Annotated in this window: 19 protein-coding genes; 12 read left to right on the top strand and 7 right to left on the bottom strand. The window is 57.4% G+C overall.

Translation table 11 applies throughout. The annotated features are described in order from the left end of the window. Positions 1 to 139: 139 nt before the first annotated feature. From AC2FHX_RS08025 to AC2FHX_RS07995, 7 genes are all read left to right on the top strand, one after another. Positions 140 to 1,069 (top strand): sugar phosphate isomerase/epimerase family protein, encoded by a 930-nt coding sequence (locus AC2FHX_RS08025; protein ID WP_496701099.1) that lies wholly within the window; start codon positions 140 to 142, stop codon positions 1,067 to 1,069. Continuing rightward, the gene (locus tag AC2FHX_RS08020) at positions 1,050 to 2,459 is read left to right on the top strand and encodes an aldehyde dehydrogenase family protein (protein ID WP_496701098.1); all 1,410 of its coding nucleotides are present in this window, start codon (positions 1,050 to 1,052) and stop codon (positions 2,457 to 2,459) included. The genes AC2FHX_RS08025 and AC2FHX_RS08020 overlap by 20 nt, the downstream gene beginning before the upstream one ends. Further along, complete coding sequence (locus AC2FHX_RS08015; protein WP_496701096.1) at positions 2,459 to 4,240, top strand: thiamine pyrophosphate-binding protein; 1,782 nt, start codon at positions 2,459 to 2,461, stop codon at positions 4,238 to 4,240. Before AC2FHX_RS08020 ends, AC2FHX_RS08015 begins: the two co-directional genes overlap by 1 nt. A gap of 282 nt (positions 4,241 to 4,522) precedes the next feature. Then, positions 4,523 to 5,404 carry a LysR family transcriptional regulator gene (locus AC2FHX_RS08010; protein WP_496701094.1) on the top strand — a complete coding sequence of 294 codons (882 nt, stop codon included), beginning with the start codon at positions 4,523 to 4,525 and terminating at the stop codon, positions 5,402 to 5,404. Between the two features lie 85 nt (positions 5,405 to 5,489). Then, on the top strand, positions 5,490 to 7,193 hold the full coding sequence (locus AC2FHX_RS08005; protein WP_496701092.1) for an NAD(P)H-dependent oxidoreductase subunit E: 1,704 nt from the start codon (positions 5,490 to 5,492) through the stop codon (positions 7,191 to 7,193). Between the two features lie 13 nt (positions 7,194 to 7,206). Beyond that, a complete protein-coding gene (gene fdhF, locus AC2FHX_RS08000) occupies positions 7,207 to 9,990 on the top strand; it encodes a formate dehydrogenase subunit alpha (RefSeq protein ID WP_496701090.1) in 2,784 nt (927 codons plus the stop codon). A 312-nt stretch (positions 9,991 to 10,302) separates the two neighbouring features. Continuing rightward, positions 10,303 to 11,235 carry a LytTR family DNA-binding domain-containing protein gene (locus AC2FHX_RS07995; RefSeq protein ID WP_142640101.1) on the top strand — a complete coding sequence of 311 codons (933 nt, stop codon included), beginning with the start codon at positions 10,303 to 10,305 and terminating at the stop codon, positions 11,233 to 11,235. Between the two features lie 457 nt (positions 11,236 to 11,692). On the opposite strand, the gene AC2FHX_RS07990 is transcribed toward AC2FHX_RS07995, so the two are convergent. The 3 genes from AC2FHX_RS07990 to AC2FHX_RS07980 all read right to left on the bottom strand — a co-directional run bounded on the left by AC2FHX_RS07990 (position 11,693) and on the right by AC2FHX_RS07980 (position 18,948). Next, positions 11,693 to 15,766, bottom strand: coding sequence for a translocation/assembly module TamB domain-containing protein (locus AC2FHX_RS07990; protein WP_496701088.1), 4,074 nt, complete (start codon positions 15,764 to 15,766; stop codon positions 11,693 to 11,695). After that, positions 15,763 to 17,568, bottom strand: coding sequence for an autotransporter assembly complex protein TamA (locus AC2FHX_RS07985; RefSeq protein ID WP_496701086.1), 1,806 nt, complete (start codon positions 17,566 to 17,568; stop codon positions 15,763 to 15,765). Before AC2FHX_RS07985 ends, AC2FHX_RS07990 begins: the two co-directional genes overlap by 4 nt. A 156-nt stretch (positions 17,569 to 17,724) precedes the next feature. Continuing rightward, on the bottom strand, positions 17,725 to 18,948 hold the full coding sequence (locus AC2FHX_RS07980; protein WP_496692314.1) for a urate hydroxylase PuuD: 1,224 nt from the start codon (positions 18,946 to 18,948) through the stop codon (positions 17,725 to 17,727). 96 nt (positions 18,949 to 19,044) lie between these two features. Between AC2FHX_RS07980 and AC2FHX_RS07975 the strand changes: the two genes are divergently transcribed. Further along, entirely contained in the window at positions 19,045 to 19,965 is a 921-nt protein-coding gene (locus tag AC2FHX_RS07975) for a LysR family transcriptional regulator (RefSeq protein ID WP_281973831.1), read from the top strand. 141 nt (positions 19,966 to 20,106) lie between these two features. On the opposite strand, the gene uraH is transcribed toward AC2FHX_RS07975, so the two are convergent. Beyond that, complete coding sequence (gene uraH / locus AC2FHX_RS07970; RefSeq protein ID WP_142640109.1) at positions 20,107 to 20,463, bottom strand: hydroxyisourate hydrolase; 357 nt, start codon at positions 20,461 to 20,463, stop codon at positions 20,107 to 20,109. A gap of 209 nt (positions 20,464 to 20,672) precedes the next feature. On the opposite strand from uraH, the gene puuE reads away from it, so the two are divergent. From puuE to AC2FHX_RS07955, 3 genes are all read left to right on the top strand, one after another. Beyond that, complete coding sequence (gene puuE / locus AC2FHX_RS07965; RefSeq protein ID WP_496701084.1) at positions 20,673 to 22,091, top strand: allantoinase PuuE; 1,419 nt, start codon at positions 20,673 to 20,675, stop codon at positions 22,089 to 22,091. Next, a complete protein-coding gene (locus AC2FHX_RS07960) occupies positions 22,088 to 22,570 on the top strand; it encodes an ureidoglycolate lyase (RefSeq protein WP_496701083.1) in 483 nt (160 codons plus the stop codon). Before puuE ends, AC2FHX_RS07960 begins: the two co-directional genes overlap by 4 nt. 63 nt (positions 22,571 to 22,633) lie before the next feature. Next, positions 22,634 to 24,061 (top strand): nucleobase:cation symporter-2 family protein, encoded by a 1,428-nt coding sequence (locus tag AC2FHX_RS07955; RefSeq protein WP_496696894.1) that lies wholly within the window; start codon positions 22,634 to 22,636, stop codon positions 24,059 to 24,061. Positions 24,062 to 24,101: 40 nt separating this feature from the next. Here the strand turns inward: AC2FHX_RS07955 and AC2FHX_RS07950 are convergent, their stop codons facing one another. The 3 genes from AC2FHX_RS07950 to AC2FHX_RS07940 all read right to left on the bottom strand — a co-directional run bounded on the left by AC2FHX_RS07950 (position 24,102) and on the right by AC2FHX_RS07940 (position 26,378). Then, the gene (locus AC2FHX_RS07950) at positions 24,102 to 25,088 is read right to left on the bottom strand and encodes a type I glyceraldehyde-3-phosphate dehydrogenase (protein ID WP_496701081.1); all 987 of its coding nucleotides are present in this window, start codon (positions 25,086 to 25,088) and stop codon (positions 24,102 to 24,104) included. Positions 25,089 to 25,142: 54 nt separating this feature from the next. Then, positions 25,143 to 25,463, bottom strand: coding sequence for a hypothetical protein (locus AC2FHX_RS07945; protein WP_142640120.1), 321 nt, complete (start codon positions 25,461 to 25,463; stop codon positions 25,143 to 25,145). 81 nt (positions 25,464 to 25,544) lie between these two features. Continuing rightward, on the bottom strand, positions 25,545 to 26,378 hold the full coding sequence (locus AC2FHX_RS07940) for a bifunctional allantoicase/(S)-ureidoglycine aminohydrolase (protein ID WP_496701079.1): 834 nt from the start codon (positions 26,376 to 26,378) through the stop codon (positions 25,545 to 25,547). Between the two features lie 174 nt (positions 26,379 to 26,552). On the opposite strand from AC2FHX_RS07940, the gene AC2FHX_RS07935 reads away from it, so the two are divergent. Further along, the gene (locus tag AC2FHX_RS07935; protein WP_496701077.1) at positions 26,553 to 26,909 is read left to right on the top strand and encodes a hypothetical protein; all 357 of its coding nucleotides are present in this window, start codon (positions 26,553 to 26,555) and stop codon (positions 26,907 to 26,909) included. Positions 26,910 to 26,942 lie beyond the last annotated feature (33 nt).

The raw sequence follows: 26,942 nt of genomic DNA, 5'->3' as shown, positions 1-26,942 counted from the left end.
AGTCGCTGTAAAAAAATAATTAAACCCGCTCGGGAGCCCGTCCGGTGGTTTCACTTTAAGCCGAGCCGCTAAGAGTTGATATTTTAAAAAATATCAGATATTTTTTACTAAGTATGATGAAAATTAGATTCGCAGACGTATGGAGCTGTCGTTCATGGTGAAACCCGAAGAGGCCGGCTCATGCCCCTCTCTCTATTCCTTGGCGCATCTGACGCTGATCGGCTGCACGCCGCCCGAGCTAGTCTACATTGCTGCCCGGGCCGGTTACGATGCCGTCAGCCCGCGATTCATTCCGATGCATGTGCCCGGTGAGTTTACTCAATCCCCGATCGACAAGGCACAGGTGCAGGCCACCAAAACCGCTCTTTCCACGACGGGCTTGAAAGTTCTTGATGTCGAGCTTGCGCGCATCACCGAAGATGTCGACCCGCGCAGTTTTGAACCTTCTCTGGAAATAGGCGGAGAGCTTGGTGCAAAGCGCATGATCATGAGCGCGTGGACCAACACCCGCGATGATCGCGACTTCCTGATCGACGTCTATTCCGAGACCTGCGAACTGGCCGCGCCCTACGGGCTGACGGTCGATCTGGAGTTCCCCAGCTTTTCACGCCTGCGTACACTGGACGAGGCGCTGGATATTGTCCGCGCCTCCGATCAGCCGAATGGCGGTATTCTGGTCGATACGCTTTATCTGCACCTAAGCCGGGTGGATCTGGGAGAACTGCTGCACGTCCCTTCGGACCTGTTTCACTTTCTGCATATCTCTGACTGTCTACCAGGCATCGCGGATACGCGTGAGGGCATGATCCAACTGGCCCGCGATGCGCGGCTTTATCCCGGTGAAGGTTGGATTGATTTCACCGGCATCATCGAGCGGATGCCCCCTGTCGACTATTCCATTGAACTACCCAACCAAAGCCGCGTTGCCGAGTTGGGATACGAAGAGCACGCGCGTCGCTGTCTGAGCCACGCCAAGCGAACATTCGGTGAGGCGCGATCTCAGCGCCGCATGCCCAATGCAGCAATTCTAAAACACCAAGAGGATCATCATGGGCAAAGAGCTCACTGAAGACGACCGCCGACTGGCGGCTGATATGTTGGAACGTGCCCGCGCGGCCATGGCCAAAATCGAGGATTGGGAACAGGACAGGCTGGACCGTCTGTCTCAGGCCATAGCGTGGTACGCGGGGAACGAAAAAACCTTTACGCGATTGGCTCAGCAGGGGGTGGACGAAAGCGGCATTGGTGACCGCGAAGGACGCCCTGCAAAGCGGTTCAAAATACACATGGTACTGCGCGATGTCCTGCGCACCCCGTCGACTGGGATCGTCGAGGTTGATGAGGAAAAAGGCCTGGTGAAATACGCCAAGCCTGCGGGTGTGATCGCATCCCTGATCCCAATGACAAACCCGGCGATGACACCACCGGTGACAGGTGTTTCCGCCGCTAACGCCCGTAATGCGGTCATCTTCAGCCCGCATCCACGCACAGCAGTCACGACCTATGAAATCGTCGAGGTTATGCGCGCAGCCTGTCGAGCAGCAGGAGCCCCGGAAGACTTGTTCCAATCGATCCGCAAACCTTCGATCCCTCTTACCCAGCACCTGATGGAGATTTGTGATCTGACGCTGGCCACAGGTGGGAAGCCGATGGTCAAAGCGGCCTATAGTTCAGGGCGTCCGGCTTACGGTGTCGGCGCAGGCAATTCGTCTATAGTCATTGATGAAACTGCGGATCTGGATATCGCTGCCCAGAATACACGGATTTCAAAGACGTCTGACTTTGGGTCTGGTTGTTCGGCAGATGGCAACATTATCATTCAGCGCTCGGTTTACGATGATATGGTTAAGGCGCTTGAAGCCGAAGGTGGTTATCTTTGTTCTGACGTAGAGAAGGCCATGCTTGAAGCAGCCATGTGGGATGAGAAAGGAAACCGTACGTTCCCGACCATCGCCTGTCCGCCTCAGCAAACGGCCAAAGTCGCCGGTTTCCGGGTCCCAGAAGATCGCAAATTCCTGATGGTTGAAAATCAGGGGCAAATCGGGCCGCAGCATAAGTTCTCGAAGGAGAAACTGACCACGCTGATGGCGCTTTACCACTTTGACACTTTCGATGACGCGCTGGAAACGGTCAGCCAGATCTACAACACCGGAGGTAAGGGCCATTCTTGCGGGATTTATAGCCACAACGACGATCACATCGATCGGTTGGCGCGTCTGGCTCCGGTCAGCCGCATGATGGTTCGACAGCCTCAGTCCAAGGCCAACGCTGGTGCTTGGACCAATGGCATGCCTATGACCAGCAGCCTCGGCTGCGGCATCTGGGGCGGCAATATCACCAATGAAAACGTCACCATGAAACATATGATGAACTACACTTGGGTCAGTCGTCCTACGCCTGAGGATCGCCCTTCGGAGCCGGAGCTGTTCGGTGAGTTCTACGGACAGGAGGTCGCGTGATGGACGGAGCGAAACTGGAAGGCAAAACCGTTGCCGAACACATCGTTGACTTTCTCGAACGCCGTGAGGTCAAGCACGTATTCGGCCTGTGCGGCCACACGAATATCGCGGTTCTGGCTGCGCTGGCGGAAAGTCCCATCGATTTCGTCACCGTACGACACGAACAAATAGCTAGCCACGCGGCGGACGCTTATGCGCGCGTGACGGGCAAGGCCTCGGTGGTGCTGTCCCATCTCTCCCCGGGACTAACTAATTGCGCCACCGGGGTCGCCAATGCGGCGTTGGATTGTATCCCCATGGTCGTGATCGCGGGTGACATTCCTACACATTACTATGGCAAGCATCCGCATCAGGAGGTTAACCTGCACGCAGACGCCGCCCAGTGGGAGATCTATCGGCCTTTTGTCAAACGCGCCTGGCGGGTGGACCGCGCAGACCTGATGGCTGAGATACTGGAGAAGGCGTTCCATCTGGCCGAAAGTGGTCAGCCTGGACCGGTACTGGTCAATGTCCCCATGGATATCTTCTCAGAGGTGATCCCCGCGGACAGTTTCGACCGTATCCGCGACAACACGCGCGCGCTCAAGAAACCGTCGATTGACGACGAGACAGCGCGAGAGATTGTCGAAGCGTTGGTTAAAGCCGAAAACCCAGTCGCTTATGTCGGTGGTGGTATTCTTCTGGCACAGGCCAGCGAAGAGTTGCGAGAATTCGTTGAACATATGGGCCTACCAGTCGCGCATTCCCTGATGGGGAAAGGCGCGTTGCGGGACGACCATCCACTTGTGCTGGGAATGACTGGGTTTTGGGGCACCGAATTGGTCAACCAGTCCTGCCTGAACGCGGACTACATCTTTGCCGTGGGCACTCGGTTCAAAGAGGCTGATTGTTCAAGTTGGTACCCTGGCTACACGTTCAACATTCCCGGATCGAAGGTCATTCATATCGACATTGAGCCGCAGGAGATCGGTCGGAACTATCCCACCGAGATCGGCGTTGTTGCGGATGCCAAGGCCGCGTTGCGCGTCCTCAACCGGGTTGCCCGCAAAATGTATCCGGGCGGTTTCAAGCGCCCCGCTGTTGAACAAAAGATTGCTGATTTCCGGATGGGCTTCAAAGCGCGCAATGTGGAAATGGCCACTTCATCAGCGTTTCCGATGATGCCCGAGCGTATTCTGGCAGATACCCGCAAGGCTCTGCCCGAGGATGCAATCATCACAACGGATGTCGGATGGAACAAGAACGGTGTGGGGCAACAGTTCGACATTTTGACGCCCGGTTCAATCCTGACCCCGGGCGGGTTCGCGACGATGGGTTTTGGCCCTCCGGGCGCGATCGGCGCGAAGCTGGCAGCACCTGATCGTGTGGTGATCAGCCTGGTCGGCGATGGCGGTTTCGGTCAAAATCCGTCGATGCTCGCAACAGCAGTCGAACTTGATCTGGGTATCATCTGGCTGGTTATGAACAACAACGCCTTCGGCACCATCGCGGGCCTTCAGAAGGCGCATTACGGTTTGACCTATGGTACAACCTTCCCAGGGTCGGCCGAAGCGCCGGCCAACGGACCGGGTTATGCAGAAATTGCACGGGCCTACGGCGCTGAGGGGCACAGGCTGGGCGCTGCTGACGAGCTGTTGCCCGCATTGGAAGCGGCGATAGCCAGCGGCAAACCCACTGTTCTTGATGTCCCAATGATCAATAACCCGACACCAACGACCGGACATTGGAACATCTTGGACATATACTCACCAGACAAAGATGTATCCCACGTTGCGACGTGAAAAGCCTGTTCGAGGAATGCCTCACCGGGGGTGTGCCTCGAACAGGCCTGCAGTGGTTTCATTCTCGCAGAGGTGAGCGAAGAAATATCAAACAGCATCACCTGTAGCGGGCTACAAAAAGAGGAACACCGCCAAAGCGCCGGGGTCCTTCAGACATTGCGTGGCAACATTTGGCGTATGATGTTGAATGCGGAGTTGAGGGGCCGGGTTTAACTCCCGCTTTCCTCATCCCAAGGAATTCCGCTAGTGTCGGCACCGACCTGATATGAGTGATGCCGCCACATGATCGAAATCCGCGACCTGCAACTGCTCAGCGCTTTGGCGCGGCACCGGCATTTTGCAAAGGCAGCCGAGGAATGCGGGATTTCCCAGCCTGCGTTTTCAATGCGTATTCGCAACCTAGAGGATCGGTTGGGCGTGTCCATCGTCCGCCGCGCCAACCGGTTTCAGGGCCTGACCGAAGAGGGCGAGATGATCGTCCAGCGAGCGCGGCGCATTCTGGACGACACCAAGGCCTTGGAACAGCAGGTGCAGGCGGCAAAGGGGGAAATCACGGGGACTCTGATACTGGGCGTGATCCCGACCGCAATCGCCTTTACGGGCCGGTTGATCAAGCGTCTGCAGCAGGCGCATCCGCGCATCATCACTCGGATCGAAACGATGTCGGCTACGGCCATTCAACATCGGCTGGACGAAGGCAGTCTGGATGCGGGCATCACATATGGCGACAGTATCGGCACCGATTTGCGGCAGGTACAGTCGCTGTATGAAGAAACCTATGTCCTGTTGATCCCGTCTCATATGACAGACGAAACGGGGCCAATTCCCTGGGCGCGGGTCTCCGAATTCCCGGTCAGCCTGCTAGAACCGCAGATGCAGAACCGCCGCATATTGGACCGGATTTTCGCCGAACAGGGCCTGCATCCTCATGTGGTCGCGGAAACCAGCGGGTTCACTGCCTCAATGGTCATGGCGCGTGAGGGATTGGCGGCCACCGTGGTGCCACGCGTGTTGGTACGGGCGTTGGGGGATCTGAAGGGAACAAAGGTTCTGCCTTTGGTCGATCCGGTGGTCAGCAAACCTATCTGTCTGGCGACCCTGACACGCGATCCGGAACTGCCAACGGTTGGAGCGCTGCGCGCGGTGGTGACGTCTTTGCGGTGATAAGGTGTCGTTATCGTGCGATTGAAATATGCGATTTGACGATATGCTAGTCTGATGAGACACGGGGCCTGAATCGGAGGGCATCATGGCACCATTAGATACCAAGCCATCAGGCGCGCCAAAGGGCGTCTGGAAGTCAGGTAAAGGCAAGGGGCGGCACACGCCCAAAGGCCGTCAGTTCACGGATGAGGCGGCGGCCGAGATTGCGCGCTTGCTGGGGGATCGCCCCCGCCGTCGCGACCTTTTGATCGAATTTCTGCATCTGATTCAGGACGAACACGGCCATATCAGCGCTGACCACATTGCCGCGCTTGCAGTCGAGATGCGGATTGGTCAGGCCGAGATATATGAGACCGCCACCTTCTATGCCCATTTCGATGTGGTGAAAGAGGATGAAGCCCCGCCGCCCGCGCTGACCATCCGCGTCTGCGATTCCCTGTCCTGCGAAATGGCCGGTGCCCAGCAGTTGCAAAAGGCGTTGGAAGACGGTCTTGATCCTTCCAACGTCCGTGTCCTGCGTGCGCCTTGCATGGGTCGTTGCGATACTGCGCCGGTGCTGGAAATCGGGCATAACCATATCGACTATGCCACTCCTGAAAAGGTGCAGGCGGCGATTGCTGCGGATGATACCCACGCCCATTTGCCCGCCTATGAAACCTTTGCGGCATATGAAGCAAACGGCGGCTATGCCAAGCTGAAAGAGCTGCGCGAGAGCGGTGATTGGGAGAAAGTACAGGAAGACATCCTGTCCTCGGGCTTGCGCGGTCTGGGTGGAGCTGGCTTCCCGTCCGGCAAGAAATGGGGCTTCGTTCGCATGAACGAAGGCACCCGTTATCTGGCCGTGAATGGCGATGAAGGCGAGCCTGGCACGTTCAAAGATCGCTACTACCTTGAACGCACGCCGCATGTCTTCCTTGAAGGCATGCTGATAGCTGCCTGGGCGGTAGAGGCCGAGACCTGCTTTATCTACATGCGCGATGAATATCCGGCGGTGCAGGAAATTCTACGCCGCGAGATTGCCGCTCTGGAACAGGCTGGCCTGGTTGAAAAGGGATATATCGATCTGCGCCGGGGCGCCGGTGCCTATATATGCGGCGAAGAATCCGCGATGATCGAGTCGATCGAAGGCAAGAAAGGCCTGCCGCGTCACCGGCCTCCGTTTGTGGCGCAGGTTGGGGTCTTTAACCGTCCGACCTTGGTGCACAATGTCGAGACGCTCTATTGGGTGTCGAAAATCTGCCGCGAAGGGCCCCAAGTGCTGAACAGCACGGAAAAGAATGGGCGCACGGGTCTGCGCAGCTATTCGGTCTCGGGCCGGGTGGCGCAGCCGGGCGTCTATCTGTTGCCTGCGGGATCGACCATATTGGATGTGATTGAGGCCGCTGGTGGCATGGCCGAGGGTCACGTTTTCAAAGCCTATCAACCGGGCGGGCCGTCTTCGGGCCTGTTGCCTGCGTCAATCGACGACGTGCCGCTGGATTTCGACACGCTGCAACCTCTGGGTACGTTTATCGGGTCGGCCGCCGTGGTGGTGCTGTCCGATCAGGACACTGCCCGCGACGCGGCGCTGAATATGCTGCGGTTTTTCGAGGATGAAAGCTGTGGCCAATGCACGCCCTGCCGGGCGGGCTGCGAAAAGGCGGTTAAGCTGATGCAGGCTGACACGTGGGACCAGGATTTACTGGAAGACCTGTGTCAGGTCATGGGCGATGCCTCGATCTGCGGTCTGGGGCAGGCGGCCCCGAACCCGATCCGCCTGGTCATGAAACATTTCGCTGACGAAATCTGAGGGAGACAGAGCCATGCTTGATGCAAGCCCAACCAAGACCGTCACCTTCAACCTGAACGGAAATGACGTCACCGTGCCCGAAGGCTGGACCATCTGGGAAGCCGCCAAGGGGCAAGGGTTCACGATCCCGCACCTCTGCCACAAGCCCCAGCCGGGTTACAAACCCGACGGCAACTGCCGCGCCTGCATGGTCGAGGTCGAGGGCGAGCGCACGCTGGTCGCTTCGTGCATTCGCCCTGCGGCGGACGGCATGGTGGTGAAAACCGACAGCGACCGTGCCGAGAAATCGCGCGCAATGGTCATGGAATTGCTGGTCGCCGATCAGCCCGAGGTGGCCCACGACAAATCCAGCCATTTCTGGGACATGGCCGAACTGAACGATGTCAGCGACAGCCGGTTCCCGGCCAAAGAGCCTGGGAAAATCCCGTTGCTGGATGACAGCCATATCGCGATGCGGGTTAATCTGGATGCTTGCATCAACTGCAACCTCTGTGTCCGCGCCTGCCGGGATGTGCAGGTAAATGATGTGATCGGGATGGCCGGGCGTGGTCACACCGCGCAGGTGGTGTTCGATCAGAACGACCCGATGGGCGATTCTACTTGTGTGGCCTGTGGTGAATGCGTTCAGGCCTGTCCGACCGGTGCATTGATGCCAGCCACTGTTTTGGACGAAAAGCAGCAGGGCGACAGCAAGGATTATGATTCCGAGACCGAAAGCGTCTGCCCGTTCTGCGGCGTCGGCTGCAAGGTCTCGCTGAAGGTCAAGGACGGCAAGGTCAAGTATGTCGAAGGCATCAACGGCCCGGCCAACGAAGGCCGCTTGTGCGTGAAAGGCCGCTTTGGCTTTGACTACATCCACCACCCACACCGCCTGACCAAACCGCTGATCCGGCGAGAGGATGCGCCTGCGAAGGGGCTGAATGTCGATCCGTCGAATCTGTCGACCCATTTCCGCGAAGCGAGCTGGGAAGAGGCGATGGATCTGGCCGCCGCCAGGCTGAAAGCCCTGCGCGACGAAGACCCGCGCAATGTTGCGGGCTTTGGTTCGGCCAAATGCACCAACGAAGAGGCCTATCTGTTCCAGAAATTCATCCGTCAGGGTTTCAAGCACAACAATGTCGATCACTGCACAAGGCTGTGCCATGCATCGTCCGTGGCGGCGCTGATCGAGAATGTCGGCTCGGGCGCGGTGACCGCGACGTTTAACGAGATCGAAAACGCGGATGTGGCGATCATCATCGGGGCTAACCCGATCGAAAACCATCCCGTTGCGGCGACCTATTTCAAGCAGTTCACCAAACGTGGTGGCAAGCTGATCGTGATGGACCCGCGCGGCGTCGGCATGCGCAAATTCGCGGACGAAATGCTGCAATTCCGTCCGGGTGCTGATGTCTCGATGCTGAATGCGATCATGAATGTGATCGTCGAAGAAGAGCTTTATGACAGCCAGTACATCCACCGCTGGACCGAAAACTGGGAAGCCGAAAAAGAGCACCTGCGCGCCTTCACCCCCGAAGCGATGGCGCCGATCTGCGGTATCGAACCTGATCAGCTGCGCCGCGTGGCGCGCATCTTTGCACAGGCCAAGGCCGGGCTTATTTTCTGGGGTATGGGTGTCAGTCAGCATATCCACGGCACCGACAATTCGCGCTGCCTGATCTCGCTGGCGTTGATGACCGGCAACGTTGGTAAACCAGGCGCGGGCCTGCACCCGCTGCGCGGTCAGAACAATGTGCAGGGCGCGTCGGACGCGGGCCTGATCCCGATGTTCCTGCCCGATTACAAAACGGTGACCGATGACAACATCCGGGCAAGGTTCACCTCGGTCTGGGGATCTGAGGATTTCTCGAACGAAAAAGGCCTGACCGTCACTGAAATCATCGATCAAGCATATGCGGGCAATATCAAGGGCATGTATATTCAGGGTGAAAACCCAGCCATGTCCGACCCCGATGTAGGCCATGCGCGGGACGCGCTGGCCAAGCTGGAGTTGATGATTGTGCAGGACATCTTCCTGACCGAAACGGCGAACTACGCCGACATCATCCTGCCTGCCTCGGCGCTGTATGAAAAGAACGGCACCGTGTCGAACACCAACCGTCAGGTACAACGAGTGCGTCCGGCTGTGGCGCCTCCGGGCGAGGCGCGCGAGGATTGGAAAATCACCGTCGAACTTGCGCAGCGCATTGGTCTGAACTGGTCTTATTCGGATGTGTCCGAAGTGTTTGCCGAGATGAAGCTGACGATGGAGTCTCTCGACAACATCACCTGGGAGCGGCTGGAGACCGAAACAATCACCTACCCGTCGCTGTCTGAGACCGATCCGGGCCAAGCGATTGTGTTTGGTGATGGCTTCCCTCGTGCCGATGGGCGGGCCAAGTTCACTCCTGCCAGTGTGATCCAGCCGGATGAAGCGCCGGATGAGGAGTATCCGATGATAGCCACCACGGGTCGTCAGCTTGAACATTGGCACACAGGGTCAATGACCCGCCGGGCCACGGTGCTGGATGCGGTTGAACCAGAGGCCAACTGTTCGATGAACCCACGTCAGCTAAAGCTGATGGGAATCGAACCGGGCGAGACCATTCGCCTGACCACCCGTCGCGGCTCGATCGAGATCATGGTGCGTGCCGACCGGGCGATTGCAGAGGACATGGTGTTCATCCCCTTTGCCTATGTTGAGGCGGCGGCGAATATCCTGACCAACTCGGCCATCGACCCTTATGGTAAAATCCCTGAGTTCAAATTCTCGGCCATTCGCGTAGAAAAGATCGAAGACGCAATCGCGGCTGAGTAAGAGTGTCGGAGTAGAATTTTTGAGGGCGGCCTTGCGAGGTCGCCCTTTTAGGTTTCCGCGACGTCAACGCGGAAATAGGCATTTCCCACTCAGCTTTGCGCCATTTGCGCCATATTTCTCTGGTTTCAGCAATTTTGAGCCTAAGAAAACGCCACCAAAGCGCCCATTTTGCGGTCGTTAGGTTAGGTCTTGATTGGGTTTGGAAACGAAATTGGGGAACCGATTGCGCAGGGCCCGAACCTGTGGGCAGTCGGGCCTAGGCGCCGAAGCCGAAATAGATGGTAGTAGTGCGATCAGAGCAACAAGGGCTGAATGAAACCGCAAGACGTGTATAACGATTTGAAACAGGCTAAGCTTTCGTTTGTCGTATTGCCGGGTATGTCGGTTGATGCGATCCTGAGCGAAGTCCTTAGTTTTTTCCTGTCCAGAAACTTCCTGATGTTTCTGCCTGCTTTGATGCTGCTGCTCATTGGTGCGACGCCGTCATTGTTTGCTGAACCGCTAAACGGGCTGGGGCGCACGATCTATTGGATGTGCGGATTGCTGGGGTATATGGGCTCGGTGGTGCTGATGTTGCTTTTTGAAGCATTCTGCAGCCGATATCTGGGCATCAAACGGTTTTTCACCCCGCTGACATGTTTTCCCATTGCGTATGGGGCGATGCAGTTTGCCCAATTCGCAACGACAATGGTTTTCAGTACATTTCTGTCTTTCAGCTTTGAAAACTCGCCGCTTTTGCTGCCTCAGTACTTTCTCGTCGTTGGAATTGAAGTGATCGTAATCGTTTGGGTTTTTCCACCTTATCTGGCCCGCCTGCGCGCCAGCGATCCGCAACCCGAGGACGAGCCGGATAGCAGAGTGGAATCCCGTGTTCCTGTGGCCAATGGTTTAGTGTCCGCCAATGGGCAAAATTTTTTGGCCAAGGACATTTTGTTCGTTCAGGCTCAGCAGCACTATGTCACCCTGCGTGTAGATGAAAAAGAAGTGCTGGTGCGTTCAACGTTCAAAGGCATCCTATCGCAAATGCCAGAATGCTATGGCCTACAGGTGCATCGGTCCTTTTGGGTTGCCAATCGGTGTGTGGATATTGCTCAAAGCCTGAATGAAGTCGGGTATCTGGTTCTGGGCTGCGGCAAAAAGATCGCTATCGCCCGTAGTCGGCACGGCGCCGTGCGTGATTGGCTGTCCGAGATGGCGTCAGCGGAAAGCCCGGCAACAGTCAAAGCTTCACCACAACAAACCTGACATCGTTCGGCAGAAACATCCGGCTTATCGGTTCGTTTAGATAATCCACCTTCCCATCGCTACTGGGTACAGAATACGCAGTGGATGGGAAGGTGGGCAGTTCAATATTCTTAGTAATGAAAAGATTTGAATTTTGATCTTTTGCTTTCCCCGATTTTGAGTTTTTCCCCCTCTATAATCAGGTCGTACTGGTCAACACGTCACTCGATAAAGGCGCCTCAAAACCAGGCGCTGCCTTCTTTTCCTGCATAGGCACGGACCTGGCAATGAAATTGGTACGAAACGTCAAAAATTCGAAACGAACGGCAATGAAAATTCGTGTCGCACGAAATGAATAGAGCGACTTGTGCATTCGCTGTCATGTTAAGAAGTTGATAGTAAAGGGGTTAATGAAACTCCCTGCCTTCCTGTGATTTGGCCCGAAACTGTTGTCACAGATGCAGAGTTCCGCGCAGGATTAGTAGTCGCGCTCGAAAAAGACACCCAATCCCGTTTCCCCTCGCCCGTCAACGGTTCCGCGCATGGTGATATTATCGGTGACGTCCAGATTGAGGTTCACTTCGGTATTTCCTTCGGTGTTCACGTTAAAGTCGGTATAGAGATTGTCACCCAGATACGCCCCGGCGCCCAAAATTCCGCCGCTTGACGTTGCTCCGATATCGACTGTGTCGACACCGGTCGACTCCCTCAGACCCTTGGTCGCATCCCCTCCTGCACCGCTGAGCTGCGCCAGCGAAGCCGCCATCTGGGCAATGACAAAGGGGGACAGCTCAGAGAAACGGTTGCCAAACAACAGCATGGCCAGCGCCTCTTCTGCTGGCCGTTCCGGATCCGAGAACACGTTGACTTCGGGGGCGTCCAGCGGCCCGGCGATTTCGATTGTAGCGGTCCCGTCCGAGGTGCTGTTTGAGGATTCAAATTCGATATAGGGTGTCAAGTCGCCTTGTAGGGTTACGATCCCTTTTGTCAGGGCCAGCCTGCGGCCCAGAATGTCGAAATTGCCTCGGATTAGAGCGATCTGGCCCGAAGGAATGATCGAGGTTGTTGTACCGCCTATGTACAGCTGTCCGCCGAGTTCGGCATTCACGCCTCGACCTCGGACAAACACGGCCTTGGGGGCGAGCAGAGCGATGTCCAGCGCAATACGGGAATCGCTTTGGGTGGCATCGTCCTGTTTTACCAAACGAGCACGTTCCCGAGTCCTATAGCTGGCCGCGTTTTCGTTGATATGTTCGATCTCTGGTATGGGTGCAGCGCCGACCGCACCCGAGGCGGCGGCGAGGTTAATATTGGTTTCCTCGAATGTAATTTGCCCGACTATTGTGCTGTTGCCCGCCAAAGCTCCGGTCATTGCGATTTGCCCGTTCAGGATCGTCTCGTACAAAAGCTGATCCGTCAGCACGAGACGATTGAGCGTGGTCGTAATTTGCGCATTGAACGGAGGCGTCAGGTCAATCGGGCCCGCGACGGTGAAATTGCCCCCGGCGCGGGTTCCACCATTTAGGGAGATGTTGGCGCGGTTGTTGGCCAACTCGACCGCGCCGCTGATGCCGGTAATGGTCTGACCGGCTCCCGGTATCGCCAACGAGGTTCCAGAGGTCGTGATCGACCCGCTGAGCGCCTCAAGCGAGGGTTGGCCATTCAAGCTAAGGTCGTACCGCGCAGTCCCGTCGATTTGGTTGGGGGTGATGAACAGGTTTGCGATACCGATATTAACCCCGCCTTGCGCATTCAGATCGGCGTTTCCTGTGGTTTCATCGAACGTGCCCGAGATTTCGCCGGTGATCTGTGCCGGACCCTGCGCCGAAGAGTTGATGGTCCAGACGCCTGCCTTGCGCTTTGCGGTCCCATTGGCGGTGATTGTACCTGGAAAGTCTGGGGCGAAACGCTCGACCTTGTTTAGCTCGGCGTCAAAGTCCAAGTCTGCCGATCCGTCAGAGCCGACAGACCCCGTCAGCGACGCGTATGAACTGTCTGGCCCACGCAAGCTGACTCTTCCTTCAAGGCCTGAAGCTGTTGGCGCGGCGTTGCCTTCCAATGTGAGTGGTCCTGACAACGTCTTGGAAATCCGCGCAAGATCGTCCAGCTTTACCGAATAGCTCAGCCCGCCGGTCTCTTTGCTGACCTGACCCGAAGCGTCTGCGGTCAAGGCGGTGCCCCGCAGTTTGAAGTTTTGGACATTCAGACCCTGATCACTGTTCTCGGCATCGACACGCAGCGTCGTTCGACCTTCGATCAGTTTGTCGACGAGACTGATCCCAATCTGGACGTCCTGCGCATCGACATCGCCGGCTATGTCGAAGGTCTGGCTGGACAAAGCTCCGTTGCCATTGATATCCGCGGTAACCGACCCGGCAAGATCCCGGCCCGCGAGGTCCGAAAATAGCGAAAGATCAGGGACAGTCACCTGTGCCTGACCATCAAGAACTAGATTGCCGGTTGGGTCATTGATCGACGCGCTCACCTGTGCTGTCAGGGCCCGTCCGTTGATGGTGGCTTTGCGTATGTCGATAAGGTCTCCCGTTTTCGCACCATCCCAGGTGATCACTGTCTTGCCTGCCAGCAGAGGGTCGACGTCGGACATACCTGTCTGCAGATCCTGCGCGGTAATGCTGGCCGTGCCATCAAAATCTTGCGTTTGCAGGGTGCCTTTGCCGTCCATCTGAGCGCTGAGTGACCCGCCCAGCTGTCGCTGGGCCAGCCCGGAAAAGACCGAGAGGTCAGGCGCGCTAAGGCTGGCTTGACCATCGATCGTCAGATTGCCGTCGGGGGTTGTCACTTCGCCACTGGCCTGCGCCTGTGCGGCCTGACCGTCCAGATTAAACTCGCGGATGGAAATGCCATCCCCTCCACGGCTGGCGTCCAGCGTGATGGTGGTTTGGCCTGCGATCACGGGGTCGATATCGTCGCGACCGGTCGACAGGTTGTTGCCCTGAACTACCACTTTGCCGTCAAAGCTGCCCTCAAGCGGAGAGCCCTTGCCCTGAACCTCTGCCGACGCCGACCCTGCCAGTTCCAACTGGGCAAGGCCAGAGAACCGGGACAGTTCGGTAGCGTCCAGCGTTGCTTTGCCATCAACAGCCAATCCGCTGGTTAATCCGCTAATCAGCGTGTCCAGCGCCAGAGTGTAATCCGACCCGACCAGTTCGAAACCGGACAATGTCAGCGACTGGTCATCGCCATACTCAAATTGCCCGTCCAGCGTGATGCGGTCTCCGACGGCTGTGTTCAGGTTCGGATCGGTCAGATCTATGCCAGTGACGCTGGCCTGCAGATCGCCGTTCACCGTAAATCCAAGGGTCTGATCGAGCACGCCTTGCGCGATAATTTGCATGCTCTCAAGTTCGGCCTGGGGGGATTTGAACTTATCTGCTGTCAGGCTAAGATCCCAGAGATTGCCGTTCTTCTGATCAAACAAGGTCGAGATCTGCGCGGACTTGATCGTTTTGTCACCACCGCCAACCGGAAGCGTGACCGCCTGTCCCTGCGGCGGGGTAATGCGTCCCTGCAAGGCGGCAAACTGCAATGTGCCACCTTCGGCAAGGGCCAACTTCCCCTCAAGGTTCAGGGCCTGCGTTGCAAGCTGAAGATCGGACAGGTCCAGCGCCCTTTCGGGCAGGGTCTGACCTTGCACGAACAGCCGCGAGTCCGCCCCGAAAAACGGGTCGATGGCAGGGCCGACGAAAGGAGTCAGGTCTCCGTTCAGATCGGCGGTAAATGCTATGCCTTCCGCAGTGTCGTCAGGCGCCGAACCAAGCCGAACCTGCCCGGCCAGACGCTGCTGCCCGTCACTGCTCAGCCCGATATCGGCGGTGAAATCCGTCAGCGGTCCGGCGCCTTTTGCCGTCAGCTCGATCGTTGGGCTGTCGGGAATGTTCAAAGCGGTCGAAATAAGCCCGCCGGATGCCTCGGCCACGTTCAAGTCCAGATTGATCTCGCTTGTCGAGTTGTCGAACCCGGCGGTCAGTGTGATCTCATCTCCGGCACGATCCAACCGCACCACGTCGAGATTGGTGTCCAGCGTTCCATCAGCAAGCGACAGATTGCCGGTGACGGATAAGTCGGCGGCCACCCCAATCAGCGGCTGCCCCAGCGACAGCTGATCCACGCGGATTTCGCCGATTTCAACTGCGACAGGCAGCTCGGGCAGCTGGAATGTCTGGGTTTCCGCAGAAGGAGGAGGGGCATCTTTGGTTGTGGTGCCCGGCGCGCGGGCTACGTCGATCTCTTGCGCTGTCAGCGCATTGACCGAGAACCGCCCCCGTATCAGGGCCAGTCTGTTCCAATCCAGTTCGGCATCTTTGATGGTCAGCCAGACGCCCTCATCATCCGATACCGTGATCTCTGCGATTGTGGCCCGTGCGCTGAGGGCGCCTTGCAAGCCTTTGACGGTTACGTTCTGATCATCACCGGACAGGGTATCCTGCAGAAACTGCTCTAGCATACTGCCGCCTTCGTCCTGCGCCAGAACGGGGTACGGCACCCACAGCAGAACCGCCGCAACAACTGGATATGAGAAACGATGTGTCAAAATGCCTGACCAATTCCGATGTAAAACTGCAGACCATCTCCGGTGTCGCCCTGAACGGGAAGGGCCAGATCCAGACGCAGGGGGCCAAAGCCGCCAAGGTCGTATCTGATCCCAAGCCCAGCGCCGGAATGGCTCTCAGCGGCGCTGCTGACAAAAGAGGACGTGTCTACAACACCATAATCATAAAACCCGACCAGCGATATTGTCTCGGTGATCTTGCCGCGAACCTCGCCGGACAGCCCGAGGAAAGACTTGCCGCCAGCAACCTCATTGCCAACAGGGATGCCGAGGCTTTCATAGGGCTGACCGCGCACAGTGCCCGCACCGCCCGAAAAGAACAGGAAATCGGGTGTGACCCCGTCCAAGGCGGGTCCTACAATTGACCCAATCTGGACCCGTCCTGCCAGCACGAGACGACCTTGCGTCCGCAGACTGGTATAGGCACGCGCGTCCGCAAACATCCTGAGGCCTGTTTCTGTGTCGGACAGGCCGACAAATGGCATCACACGGGCATCCAGGTAATAGCCATTGGTGGCGCTGACCTTGCTGTCCCTTTCATCCCATTCTGATCGGAACGGCATGATAAAATAGCGGAACTTACGCCCGTCGCCATAGGCGTCATCTGCATCCGACCACTGAAACCCGGCGGATGCTTCGGCGTATAGGCGGTCTGAAAATGTGCGTCTTGCACCATAGGCCAGAGACGTCACCGTCACGTTGTAATTGTCGGTGTTGCGACGTTCCAGAAGGGCGCTCCAGAACGTGCTGTCATCGGGGCCCAGCCGGTCGGGCTGATCCAGCCGCAGCCCGATGCGCCCGTCCAGATCCTCGGCCCCGCCAATATTGCGCAACGATGCCTCAAACCGCAGGCGTTGGGCGCGGCGGAACACGTTGCGATGCGTCCAGGTCGTCGACAGCTCCATCCCGTCGCGCGAGGCCACTTCCAAACCGAAGGTCAGGCGGCGTTTGGGCATGTCTTCAAGATAGACATCGAAATCCAGGGAGCCATCAGGGTTGGGAGTGTCGTGCTCTTCGATCGAGACAATATTAAACGTGCCGGTGCGGCGTAGCCGGGTTCCGACCTTTTGCACCTGCTGGGGGGAATACACCTCTCCGGTTGGGAAGCCGGCGATTTGTTCGACGGACCTGTGGCGAACATCGCTGTCGCCCTTGATGTACATTTTTCCAAAGCTCAGACGCGGTCCCGGGGCGAGGTCAATGCGGGAATCCAGCTTTGCCTGGGCGTGGCGGGCAATGACTTTCTGGCCGCTGACCTCGGCCTTGGCATGACCAGCGTCACGCCATCCCTGCACGCCTGCTGACGCGGCTTGCTGAATGGCGCCGGTGGTGGCCAGTTTGCCCGGCGCATAGTCTTCGGGAAGAACCGTTTCGGTCGCGATCGGCCGGACCACCGCCTGGCCAAATGTGAAGGCCGGGCCGGTTTTAACAGCAATCACGATTTTGTTGATCTGATTGGGCACGTTGAGTGAACTGAGTTCCGCCGCCTCTTTCCCGTCCAGTTTAATGCTGACGACGGGACTGAAATAGCCTTCGTCATAAAGGATCTGAACAATGGTGGTATAGTCCGACAGGGCCGCTGACAAAAGTTCAAGCGGCGTGTCCAGCCCGCGGGATTCTGCGGTTGTCACCGATGCGGTATCTTCGATCCGTTCAACCAGTGCTTTCGGAGCGCCCGGTGCCGTGAGGACGGTTTCCAATGCGGCCAGCGATGTGGGCAATGTGGCGACGACTATTCCGAACAGACAATTTCTCACAAAGCTGCATTGTCTTATTCGCTGCATCTATTGGCTCCAGCTGCCCCAACTAGAAATTAATTTCGGCGCCTTTTCGGATGTGGCGGCCCCTTAAGGATAGTTAGAACATCTGTAATCGTGTAGGGGAAGCGTTTATCGTTTGGCCAAGAAAATTAGCGGAACAAGTGATGGCTCAGTGCCAGTTCAAAGGCCAGCATTGCGGAACCAGCGAATGATCGCCGCGCGATCTTCCGGTTCCATATAGGTGACATTTGCGGGTGGCATGGCGTGGCTGACACCGGCCTGCAGGTAAATCTGTTTCGCATTGCGGGCTATGTCACCTTGGGTTTCCAGAAGAATGCCCTTTGGCGCCCACAGGATGCCGTCCCAAACCGGTTCGCGCGCATGGCACATGGAACAGCGCCCCAGAACGACATCATGTGCCTGTTCGAACCCGTCTGCTGCTGCGTATTTCTGTTCAAATGCGGTGAGCGGCTGCGCCTCGGCCTCCTCCAGAGGTTTGTACATAGGCGCCGTGGACAGCCACATGATGGCGATGAATAGCAGAGCGGTCACCAGCCAGGTCCAGGTCGGATCACCGGCGCGGGCGTGGCGTGTATTGAAGTAGTGACGGATTGTGACACCCATCAGAAATACCAGCGCCGCAATGATCCAGTTGTATTGGGTGGCAAAGGCCAGCGGGTAGTGGTTCGAAAGCATCAGGAAAACCACAGGCAAGGTCAGATAGTTGTTATGAGTCGAACGCAACTTGGCGATCTTGCCGTATTTCGGGTCCGGGGTTCGGCCATTCTTAAGGTCGTCTACGACGATGCGCTGGTTCGGCATGATGATGAAGAATACATTCGCTGTCATGATCGTGGCGGTGAATGCGCCCAGATGCAGCATCATCGCGCGCCCGGTGAATATCTGGTTGTACCCCCAGCCCATCACCACCAGCAGGACAAACAGCAGCACCATCAGTAATGTTGGGCGCTCACCCAGACCGGATTTGCATAGGAAGTCGTAGATAAGCCAGCCCATAGTCAACGAGGCAGCCGAGATCAGAATGCCCTGCCACAGCGCCAGATCGGCCTTTTGGGCATCAATCAGATAAAGCTCTCCACCAACCCAGTAGACGATCATCAACAGCGCAGCTCCGCTAAGCCAGGTGGCATAGCTTTCCCATTTGAACCAGGTCAGATGATCCGGCATCCGCTCGGGTGCGACGAGGTATTTCTGAATATGGTAAAAGCCGCCGCCATGTACCTGCCATTCTTCCCCGTCGGCGGGGCCGGGGATATCCCGATTCAGGCCAAGGTCCAGAGCGATGAAGTAAAAGGATGATCCGATCCAGGCGATAGCAGTGATTACGTGCAGCCAGCGCACAGCAAATGCCATCCAATCCCAGAACACGGCGAATTCAAACATGAGAGTTCTCTCCAGTAGGTTATAGTCACCCTAGGCAAACTGGCTTTTCTTCGGTATTCCCGTATATTGTCAAACTGTATCAAAAAAAACGATAAGATGTCCTATCTCGACAATATTCGCACCTTCGTTCGTGTCTATGATCTGGGCAGCATGTCTGCTGCCGGGAGGGATTTGCGTGTTTCACCGGCGGTGACTTCGGCGCGAATATCACAGCTTGAGGATCATTTGGGCGTGCGTCTGTTTCAGCGGACTACACGTAACCTCAGCCCGACCGAGCAGGGACGTGCGTTTTACCCCGGAGCGGTTGCGGTCCTGGATGCTGTAGATGAAGCCGAGGCGCAGGTTGTTCACCTGACCGAAGCTCCCCGCGGGTCACTATTCGTAGCCGCGCCTTTGGGCGTCGGGCGCAGGTTATTAGCCCCACATGTGCCGGATTTTCTCTCGGAATACCCCGAAATTGATGTGCGATTGCGCCTGACCGACAGGTCAGTGGACCTGACGACCGAAGGATTGGATCTGGCCTTTTTCATTGGTCAGCCCGAGGACAGCACCCTGCGTATTCGCAAGATCGCGGATTGCGCGCGGGTTCTGTGTGCCGCACCGGACTATGTAAAACGTAGGGGGATGCCGCAAAACGGAGCCGATCTTGTGTCCGACAAGCACGAGTGTCTTAACCTGCGGTATCCCGGTGCTGCAGAGTTTCAGTGGATGCTGGAAACTCCAGACGGGCCAAGACGTTATGCCGTGTCGGGCCGGTTTGAATGCGATGACGGAGATGTTTTGACCGATTGGGCGTTGTCAGGGCAGGGGATCGCGATGAAACCTGTGTTTGAGGCAGCGGAACATCTCAAGGCAGGACGTCTGGTGGTGGTTGCGAAGGAGACACCTCCTGTCTCTGTTCAGATGGCGTGTCTCTATACCCATCGACGTCACCAGGATCCCAAGGCGCGTTTGTTCATGGATTTCATGATCGCGCGAATTGGCAAGGTTGTTCAAAACTCGGACATCAACGGTTAGCAAAGGCTCCCGGCCGCGCGTAGCTTTTCTCGAAGGGCTGTAACCGTCACTATCCGCGCCGCGCCCAACGGGTGCGGCGCCCGGCTCAACAGGAGGAGGCCCGGCAGGGGCGATAGACGGGCGGAAGGTTCGCCCGGTCAGTTAGCTGCCACGATACGTGGAGTAGCTGTATGGCGAAAGCAAGAGCGGCACATGATAGTGGGCGTCTGCTTCAGACATACCAAACCTGATTGGAATCTCATCCAGGAACAGCGGTTCGTCATCCGCCTGGCCAGAGGCGCGCAGATAGTCACCCGCGCTGAAAACAAGCTCGTATTCCCCGGTTTCAAAGTTTGCTTGCGGTAGTATTGGGCTGTCTGTTCGCCCGTCTGCATTGGTCAGCATCTCAGCCAGTTTGTGGCGTCCGTCCTGGGTAATCGCGTACAGAGCAATTTTCAGCCCCTCTGCAGGACAGCCTTTGGCGGTGTCCAGAACATGGGTTGTCAGGTATCCTGCCACGCGTTTCTCCTCATATTCCAATCACCGCAACGAGTGGCTGTTGAAAACCGCAAACTGCAATCGAGTATTGTTTGACGCAGTCTGGGGCGAAACCCGAGACTTTGGGAATGCCGAAAGAAAAGGAAACAGCGTTCGGATTGATTTGATAATACTGCTTCCAATTCTGCGGTAAAGCGTAGGTAGTGTAACACAACTGAGACGGAACATTCATGCAGCCCCCTCGCTATCCCCGTGACATGATCGGATACGGAGCCAACCCGCCAAACGCCCAGTGGCCTGGCGGAGCAAATCTGGCCGTTCAGATTGTGCTGAACTACGAAGAGGGTGGCGAGAACTGCGTGCTTCACGGTGATGCCGCGTCTGAGGCCTTTCTGTCCGAGATTGTCGGCGCAGCGCAATGGCCAGACCAGCGTCATTGGAACATGGAATCGATCTATGAATACGGGTCGCGGGCAGGGTTCTGGCGTCTGCACCGCTTGATGCAGGACTTGCCCATAACCGTTTACGGTGTTGCTTCGGCGCTGGCACGGTCGCCCGATCAGGTTGCCGCCATGAAAGACGCAGGTTGGGAGATCGCAAGTCACGGCCTGAAATGGGTCGAACATAAGGATATGTCTGAAGCGGAAGAGCGCGCTCAAATAGAAGAGGCCATCCGCCTGCATACCGAGGTCGTGGGGGAACGTCCCTATGGTTGGTATACCGGCCGGTGTTCCGAGAACACCGTGCGTCTGGTGGCAGAAGAGGGGGGCTTTGCCTATGTGGCGGACACCTATGCGGATGATCTGCCCTATTGGATGCAGGTCTCTGGCCGGGACCAGTTGATCGTACCATATACGCTCGATTGTAACGATATGCGCTTTGCAACGCCGCAAGGTTTCAATTCGGGCGATCAGTTCTATTCCTATCTCAAAGACAGTTTCGACGCGCTTTATTCCGAGGGTGAAGCCGGTGCGCCCAAGATGTTGTCGATCGGTCTGCATTGCCGCCTGATCGGTCGTCCAGGTCGGGTCATGGCGCTGAAACGGTTTCTGGATTATGCGCGTGGGCACTCGGATGTCTGGTTCGCGACCCGTCTGGAGATCGCCCAGCATTGGGCAGCGCAGCACCCGCCTGTATCAGGTCCAAAGCCGTCAGAAATGGCGCGGGACGCTTTCGTAGCCGCTTATGGCGGGATCTTTGAACATTCGGCGTGGATTGCAGAGCGCGCCCATGGGCTGGAACTCGGCGCGGCTCACGATACTGCCGGCGGGTTGCACAACGCACTGACGCGCATGTTCCGTTCGGCCTCTGATGAGGAGCGGTTGGGCGTGCTGACCGCGCACCCGGATCTGGCAGGCAAGCTGGCACAGGCCAAGCGACTGACGCAGGAAAGCACGGCGGAACAATCCTCGGCGGGGCTGGATGCGTTGACGGATGCCGAACGCGATGCCTTCACCGATCTGAATAGGCGCTACACCGACAAGTTCGGATTTCCCTTCATTATCGCTGTGCGCGATCATGACAAAGCCTCTATCCAGCAGGCGTTTCAGCGGCGGATAGATCAGGACCGGGACACAGAATTCGCCGAGGCCTGCCGACAGGTCGAGCGTATTGCCGAATTCCGCCTGAGGGATGTGCTGCCTTCATGAAACAGATCCGGACTGTTCCTCTAACGCCTGACGCTTTTGCCCCATTCGGAGATGTAATCGAGGCCGCGGGCGACCCGGACAAGATCATCAATCAAGGCCAGTGCGGGCGGTTTCATGATCGGGCGGCCCTTGAATTTTCAGGCGGCCGCGCCGGGATCAGCCTGTTTAACGCCAACCCCCGAACCCTGCCGTACCATTTGGATATGGTTGAACGGCATCCTGATGGCAGTCAGGCCTTTGTTCCCATGACCCATCAACCCTTTCTGGTCGTTGTAGCACCAGATGTTGACGGGCAGCCGGGCGAGCCGTGTGCCTTTATCACCCGGTCCGGTCAGGCGGTGAATTATCATCGTGGGACGTGGCACGGCGTTTTGACACCGTTGCATGGCCCTGGATTGTTCGCCGTTGTTGATCGGATCGGCGATGGGCCCAACCTGGAAGAATACTGGTTCGATACCCCTTATCAGGTGGTGTCGTAGCCAAATGAAGCCGCAGCATAAGCGGTAAGACCCCCGTGAATCTGACAGAGAGGACAGTAACTCATGGCTGACACTTCAATAGGGACACCCGAACAGCTTCGGGATCCAAATTATACCCCGGCGCTGTACAAGGCAGTTCCGCTGGGCATTCAACATGTTCTGGCGATGTTCGTTTCGAACGTGACGCCTGCGATCATCGTTGCAGGGGCCGCCGGGTTCGGGTTCGGTTCGAACTCCCCCGATTTTCCCGAACTGCTGTACCTGATCCAGATGTCGATGCTGTTTGCCGGCGTCGCGACCTTGCTGCAAACAGTGACGATTGGCCCGGTAGGAGCGGCTTTGCCTATTGTTCAGGGCACCAGCTTTGCCTTTCTGCCGATCATGATCCCGCTGGTTGCTGGCAAAGGCGTCGATGGTCTGGCCGCATTGTTTGGCGGTGTCATTATTGGTGGGGTGTTCCATGCCCTGCTGGGCACGGTGATTGGCAAAATCCGTTTTGCCTTGCCACCTCTGGTCACAGGCCTTGTGGTGACGATGATTGGTCTGGCGTTGGTCAAGGTTGGCATTCAATACGCCGCCGGAGGGGTTCCGGCCATTGGAACGCCTGAATACGGCTCGGCGCTGAACTGGTCGGCTGCTTTGGTCGTGGTTGTGGTAACGCTGGGGCTGAAGTTCTTTACCCGCGGAATGCTTTCGGTTTCTGCCGTTCTGATTGGTCTTGCGGTTGGGTATGTCTATGCCCTGATGGTTGGCATGATCACGTTTGAGGCAATCGGAACAAGCTGGAGCCGCGCTGCAACTTTCGCCCTGCCTGTGCCCTTCAAGTATGGGTTCGAGTTCTCATTCGCCGCCATAATCGGGTTCTGTCTGATGGCCTTTGTTTCGGCAGTTGAGACGGTGGGGGATGTGTCGGGTGTGACCAAAGGCGGAGCCGGGCGCGAAGCCACGGACAAGGAAATCACCGGTGCAACCTATGCTGACGGCTTCGGTTCGGCCCTGGCGGGCGTGTTCGGCGGCTTACCCAACACGTCGTTCAGCCAGAATGTCGGGCTGATCGCAATGACCGGCGTCATGAGCCGAAATGTCGTCACCATCGGCGCCTTGTTTCTGATCCTGTGCGGCCTGGTGCCCAAGGTTGGCGCGATCATCCGCACCGTTCCGATCGAAGTACTGGGCGGTGGCGTCATCGTCATGTTCGGGATGGTTGTCGCCGCGGGTGTTTCGATGTTGTCCGATGTGGATTGGAATCGGCGCAACATGGTGATCTTTGCCATCGCGCTGTCAATCGGGTTCGGCCTCCAGCTCGAGCCGGGTGCGGTGCAACACTTGCCCGATACTCTGGGCATCCTGATGAAAAGCGGGCTGCTGCCTGCGGCTCTGATCGCCATCGTGCTGAATCTGATCCTGCCGGATGAGTTGGCCGATGAGGCAACCGAAGAAGTTTCGGGCGGCATGTCGGGGCACGGGTCGGGCAGCCTTCCCGGCAAGTAACCAAATGAAAATCGGCGGATCGCGTTAGGTCGCGGTCCGCCTATGTGTCGGCCATCATACGAGCGACATCCAGCATGCGGGCTGAAAACCCCCATTCATTGTCATACCAGCCAAAAACACGAACCTGAGTTTCGCCGATCTGCCGGGTTTCTGGCCCTGCGATGATCAGAGATTCCGGCCGCGTCCGCAAATCGGACGACACCAGCGGCTCATCCGTCCAACCCAGAACGGGAGACTCTGCAACGGCTGCACGTAGGGCGGCTTCAAAATCGCAGGCGCTCAGGCCGCGCTTCAGCGTCACAATCAGATCAACCGCGGAAACGCTTGCCGTAGGCACCCTGACCGCCGCGCCCGAGATGCGCCCGGCCAGATGGGGCAGGACTTCGTCTATCAAGTGCATAGCGCTGGTGGTGGTCGGGACCATCGACAGCGCTCCGGCGCGTGACCGTGCCAGATCACCACGCGGAGCGTCGATCATCGGCTGGCTGTTGGTGTAGCAGTGGATGGTGGTCATATGGCCCGACGCGACACCAGCGATCCCGTCCAGAACCTTGACCAGCGGAGCCAGCCCGTTGGTGGTGCAAGAGGCATTTGACACGATCCGCGCATTGCCCAGATGATCCTCATTTGCGCCCAGAACGATTGTGGCCTCGGTCGCGGGCGAGGGGCCGGAAATCAGTACTTTCCTTGCCCCTGCGGTCAGGCCTTGACTGGCAACATCCGATGTCCGGGCAACGCCGGTGCAGTCCATCAGGACATCTACACCGGACAGATCAACCCGGCTTAGGTTGGGGCTGTGTGTAACAGGAATAGCGTGCCCATCGACAACCAGTTGCGCAGTTCCCTGTTCCACTTTGCCCGGATAGGGCCCAAAAGTGCTGTCGTACTTGAACAGATAGGCGCAGGTCTCTAGCGGTGCGATGTCGTTGATCAGCACCAGTTCGATGTCGTGACCGAGCGGCATCGCCAGAAGCTGCCGCAAAATCGTGCGGCCGATGCGGCCGAATCCGTTAATTGCGAGTTTCATGCGCAAGCTATGGCAGTGGCTTGGATCAACCTCAATGCCAGTTTCCTGTCCGAGTCAGTTACAGCTGACCTGTGAAAAGAACTGGCCCGAGATGTTCTGGTACATGCTGGCCACAATCGGCTTGCACCCGGTTGCCTGCTGAATAGCCGCGATGGCCTGAATAGTGCGCAGCCGGGGCGGGGGGCCGAATGGGTTGAGATTGTTGTTATCACGTGTGGCACGGTATACGACCGGAGCTTCCGAAACCTGGGTAATGGCCCAGGTGCGGCTCATGACGTTGACGGTATTTGTCTCTTTGGCGGTTGCAGGGGTCACATCCAGGGCCGTCAGGCCGATTGCAGCCGCCAGTGCCAGCGTTACATTGCGCAGTGCCATCGTACAATCTCCTGAACTAAAACCGTTTGTTATTCCACCAGATTACCGCGCTTGCCCAGTCCCGCCAAGGCCGAATTTATCCTAGCGCCCGCCTGGTGAAAGAGGCATCTGGCGGTTCACATCTTTGTATAGCAGATATCGGAACCGCCCGGGACCGCCCGCATAACAGGCCTGAGGGCAAAAGGCCCGCAGCCACATAAAGTCTCCGGCTTCGACCTCGACCCAGTCCTGATTCAGCCGGTAAACGGCTTTGCCTTCCAGCACATACAGCCCGTGTTCCATGACATGGGTTTCGGCAAATGGGATCACGCCGCCGGGTTCAAAAGTCACGATGTTGACATGCATGTCGTGGCGCAGGTCTTGCGGATCCGCGAAACGTGTTGTGGCCCAGCGACCCTCGGTGCCCGGCATTTCGATCGGGGCGACCTCTTGTTCATTGGTGATGATCGGGTCCGGCTTGGGCAGGCCGGGCAATGCCTCATAAGCCTTTCGAACCCAATGAAACCGCGCTGGCTGCTCCGTATGGTTGCGCAACGCCCATTTGGAACCAGCGGGGATATAGGCATATCCACCAGTTTCCAAAACGTGAACACTTCCCTCAAGCGTCAATGTGACCGCCCCTTCGACAACGAACAACACCGCCTGCGCTGCGGGGTCCGTTTCGGGCGTATCGCTACCGCCACCGGGTTGGACCTCCATGATGTATTGCGAAAAGGTTTCGGCGAACCCGCTAAGGGGGCGTGCCAAAACCCACAGGCGGGTGTTTTCCCAGAAGGGCAAATAGCTGGTGACGATGTCGCGCATCGTACCCTTGGGTATAACGGCATAGGCCTCGGTGAACATGGCGCGATCTGTTAACAGGGTGTCCTGTCCGGGGTGTCCGCCATGGGGCGCATAATAAGTCGGGTGTGCCATCAAATGCCTCTGGTTCGTGTTTCGTGCACTATGCGAGGGACGCTCGGTATGGCCTAGCGTCAGAGTTGCAATAGGTTTCTTCGGGATAATTTGAAGGTTGCAGACTAGGGCTTGGCCCTGTGCCTTCCCGGGTATATCCTTGAATGTAAATTGGTTGCAGAATTGCGAGGCGGTATGAGAATTTGGGGATCACTATTAGTTGCAGGTGTTCTGGTGCTGAGCATTGGTGTTGCCGGCAGCGCGAAACCGCTGTCGCGCATCATCGCAGAGTCGGGGTTGAGCCCGGATGATTTCACATTGCTGAGTGCAACCACAGACACCATGCTGGGCAGTGGTTTGCCGCAGGTTGGTGCCGAAAGTGAATGGATCAGCACCGAGACCGGGGCCAAGGGCACCGTCCGTGTGCGCGAGGTCCGCGATAATTGCGTGCATCTGCAGCATTTTATCCGACCTCCGAGTGCCGAGCAGACCCGTGAGATCAGAACCCGCAGGTGCCAGGATGCCAATGGTAACTGGATTTTCACACCCTAATTGGGTTGCTATACCCGCGCGCGACGCAGGTTA

The organism is Ruegeria sp. CDSC042 (assembly GCF_059610745.1).
The sequence above is the reverse complement of the archived record's forward strand: the minus strand, read 5'-3'. Positions and strand labels throughout refer to the sequence as shown.

Excerpts from the sequence above, each read along its gene's own strand:
- AC2FHX_RS08025 (WP_496701099.1), top strand. The coding sequence starts at position 140 with ATGGAGCTGTCGTTCATGGTGAAACCCGAAGAGGCCGGCTCATGCCCC.
- AC2FHX_RS08020 (WP_496701098.1), top strand. The coding sequence starts at position 1,050 with ATGGGCAAAGAGCTCACTGAAGACGACCGCCGACTGGCGGCTGATATG.
- AC2FHX_RS08015 (WP_496701096.1), top strand. The coding sequence starts at position 2,459 with ATGGACGGAGCGAAACTGGAAGGCAAAACCGTTGCCGAACACATCGTT.
- AC2FHX_RS08010 (WP_496701094.1), top strand. The coding sequence starts at position 4,523 with ATGATCGAAATCCGCGACCTGCAACTGCTCAGCGCTTTGGCGCGGCAC.
- AC2FHX_RS08005 (WP_496701092.1), top strand. The coding sequence starts at position 5,490 with ATGGCACCATTAGATACCAAGCCATCAGGCGCGCCAAAGGGCGTCTGG.
- fdhF (WP_496701090.1), top strand. The coding sequence starts at position 7,207 with ATGCTTGATGCAAGCCCAACCAAGACCGTCACCTTCAACCTGAACGGA.
- AC2FHX_RS07995 (WP_142640101.1), top strand. The coding sequence starts at position 10,303 with ATGAAACCGCAAGACGTGTATAACGATTTGAAACAGGCTAAGCTTTCG.
- AC2FHX_RS07985 (WP_496701086.1), bottom strand. The coding sequence starts at position 17,568 with ATGCAGCGAATAAGACAATGCAGCTTTGTGAGAAATTGTCTGTTCGGA.
- AC2FHX_RS07980 (WP_496692314.1), bottom strand. The coding sequence starts at position 18,948 with ATGTTTGAATTCGCCGTGTTCTGGGATTGGATGGCATTTGCTGTGCGC.
- AC2FHX_RS07975 (WP_281973831.1), top strand. The coding sequence starts at position 19,045 with ATGTCCTATCTCGACAATATTCGCACCTTCGTTCGTGTCTATGATCTG.
- puuE (WP_496701084.1), top strand. The coding sequence starts at position 20,673 with ATGCAGCCCCCTCGCTATCCCCGTGACATGATCGGATACGGAGCCAAC.
- AC2FHX_RS07960 (WP_496701083.1), top strand. The coding sequence starts at position 22,088 with ATGAAACAGATCCGGACTGTTCCTCTAACGCCTGACGCTTTTGCCCCA.
- AC2FHX_RS07955 (WP_496696894.1), top strand. The coding sequence starts at position 22,634 with ATGGCTGACACTTCAATAGGGACACCCGAACAGCTTCGGGATCCAAAT.
- AC2FHX_RS07950 (WP_496701081.1), bottom strand. The coding sequence starts at position 25,088 with ATGAAACTCGCAATTAACGGATTCGGCCGCATCGGCCGCACGATTTTG.
- AC2FHX_RS07945 (WP_142640120.1), bottom strand. The coding sequence starts at position 25,463 with ATGGCACTGCGCAATGTAACGCTGGCACTGGCGGCTGCAATCGGCCTG.
- AC2FHX_RS07940 (WP_496701079.1), bottom strand. The coding sequence starts at position 26,378 with ATGGCACACCCGACTTATTATGCGCCCCATGGCGGACACCCCGGACAG.
- AC2FHX_RS07935 (WP_496701077.1), top strand. The coding sequence starts at position 26,553 with ATGAGAATTTGGGGATCACTATTAGTTGCAGGTGTTCTGGTGCTGAGC.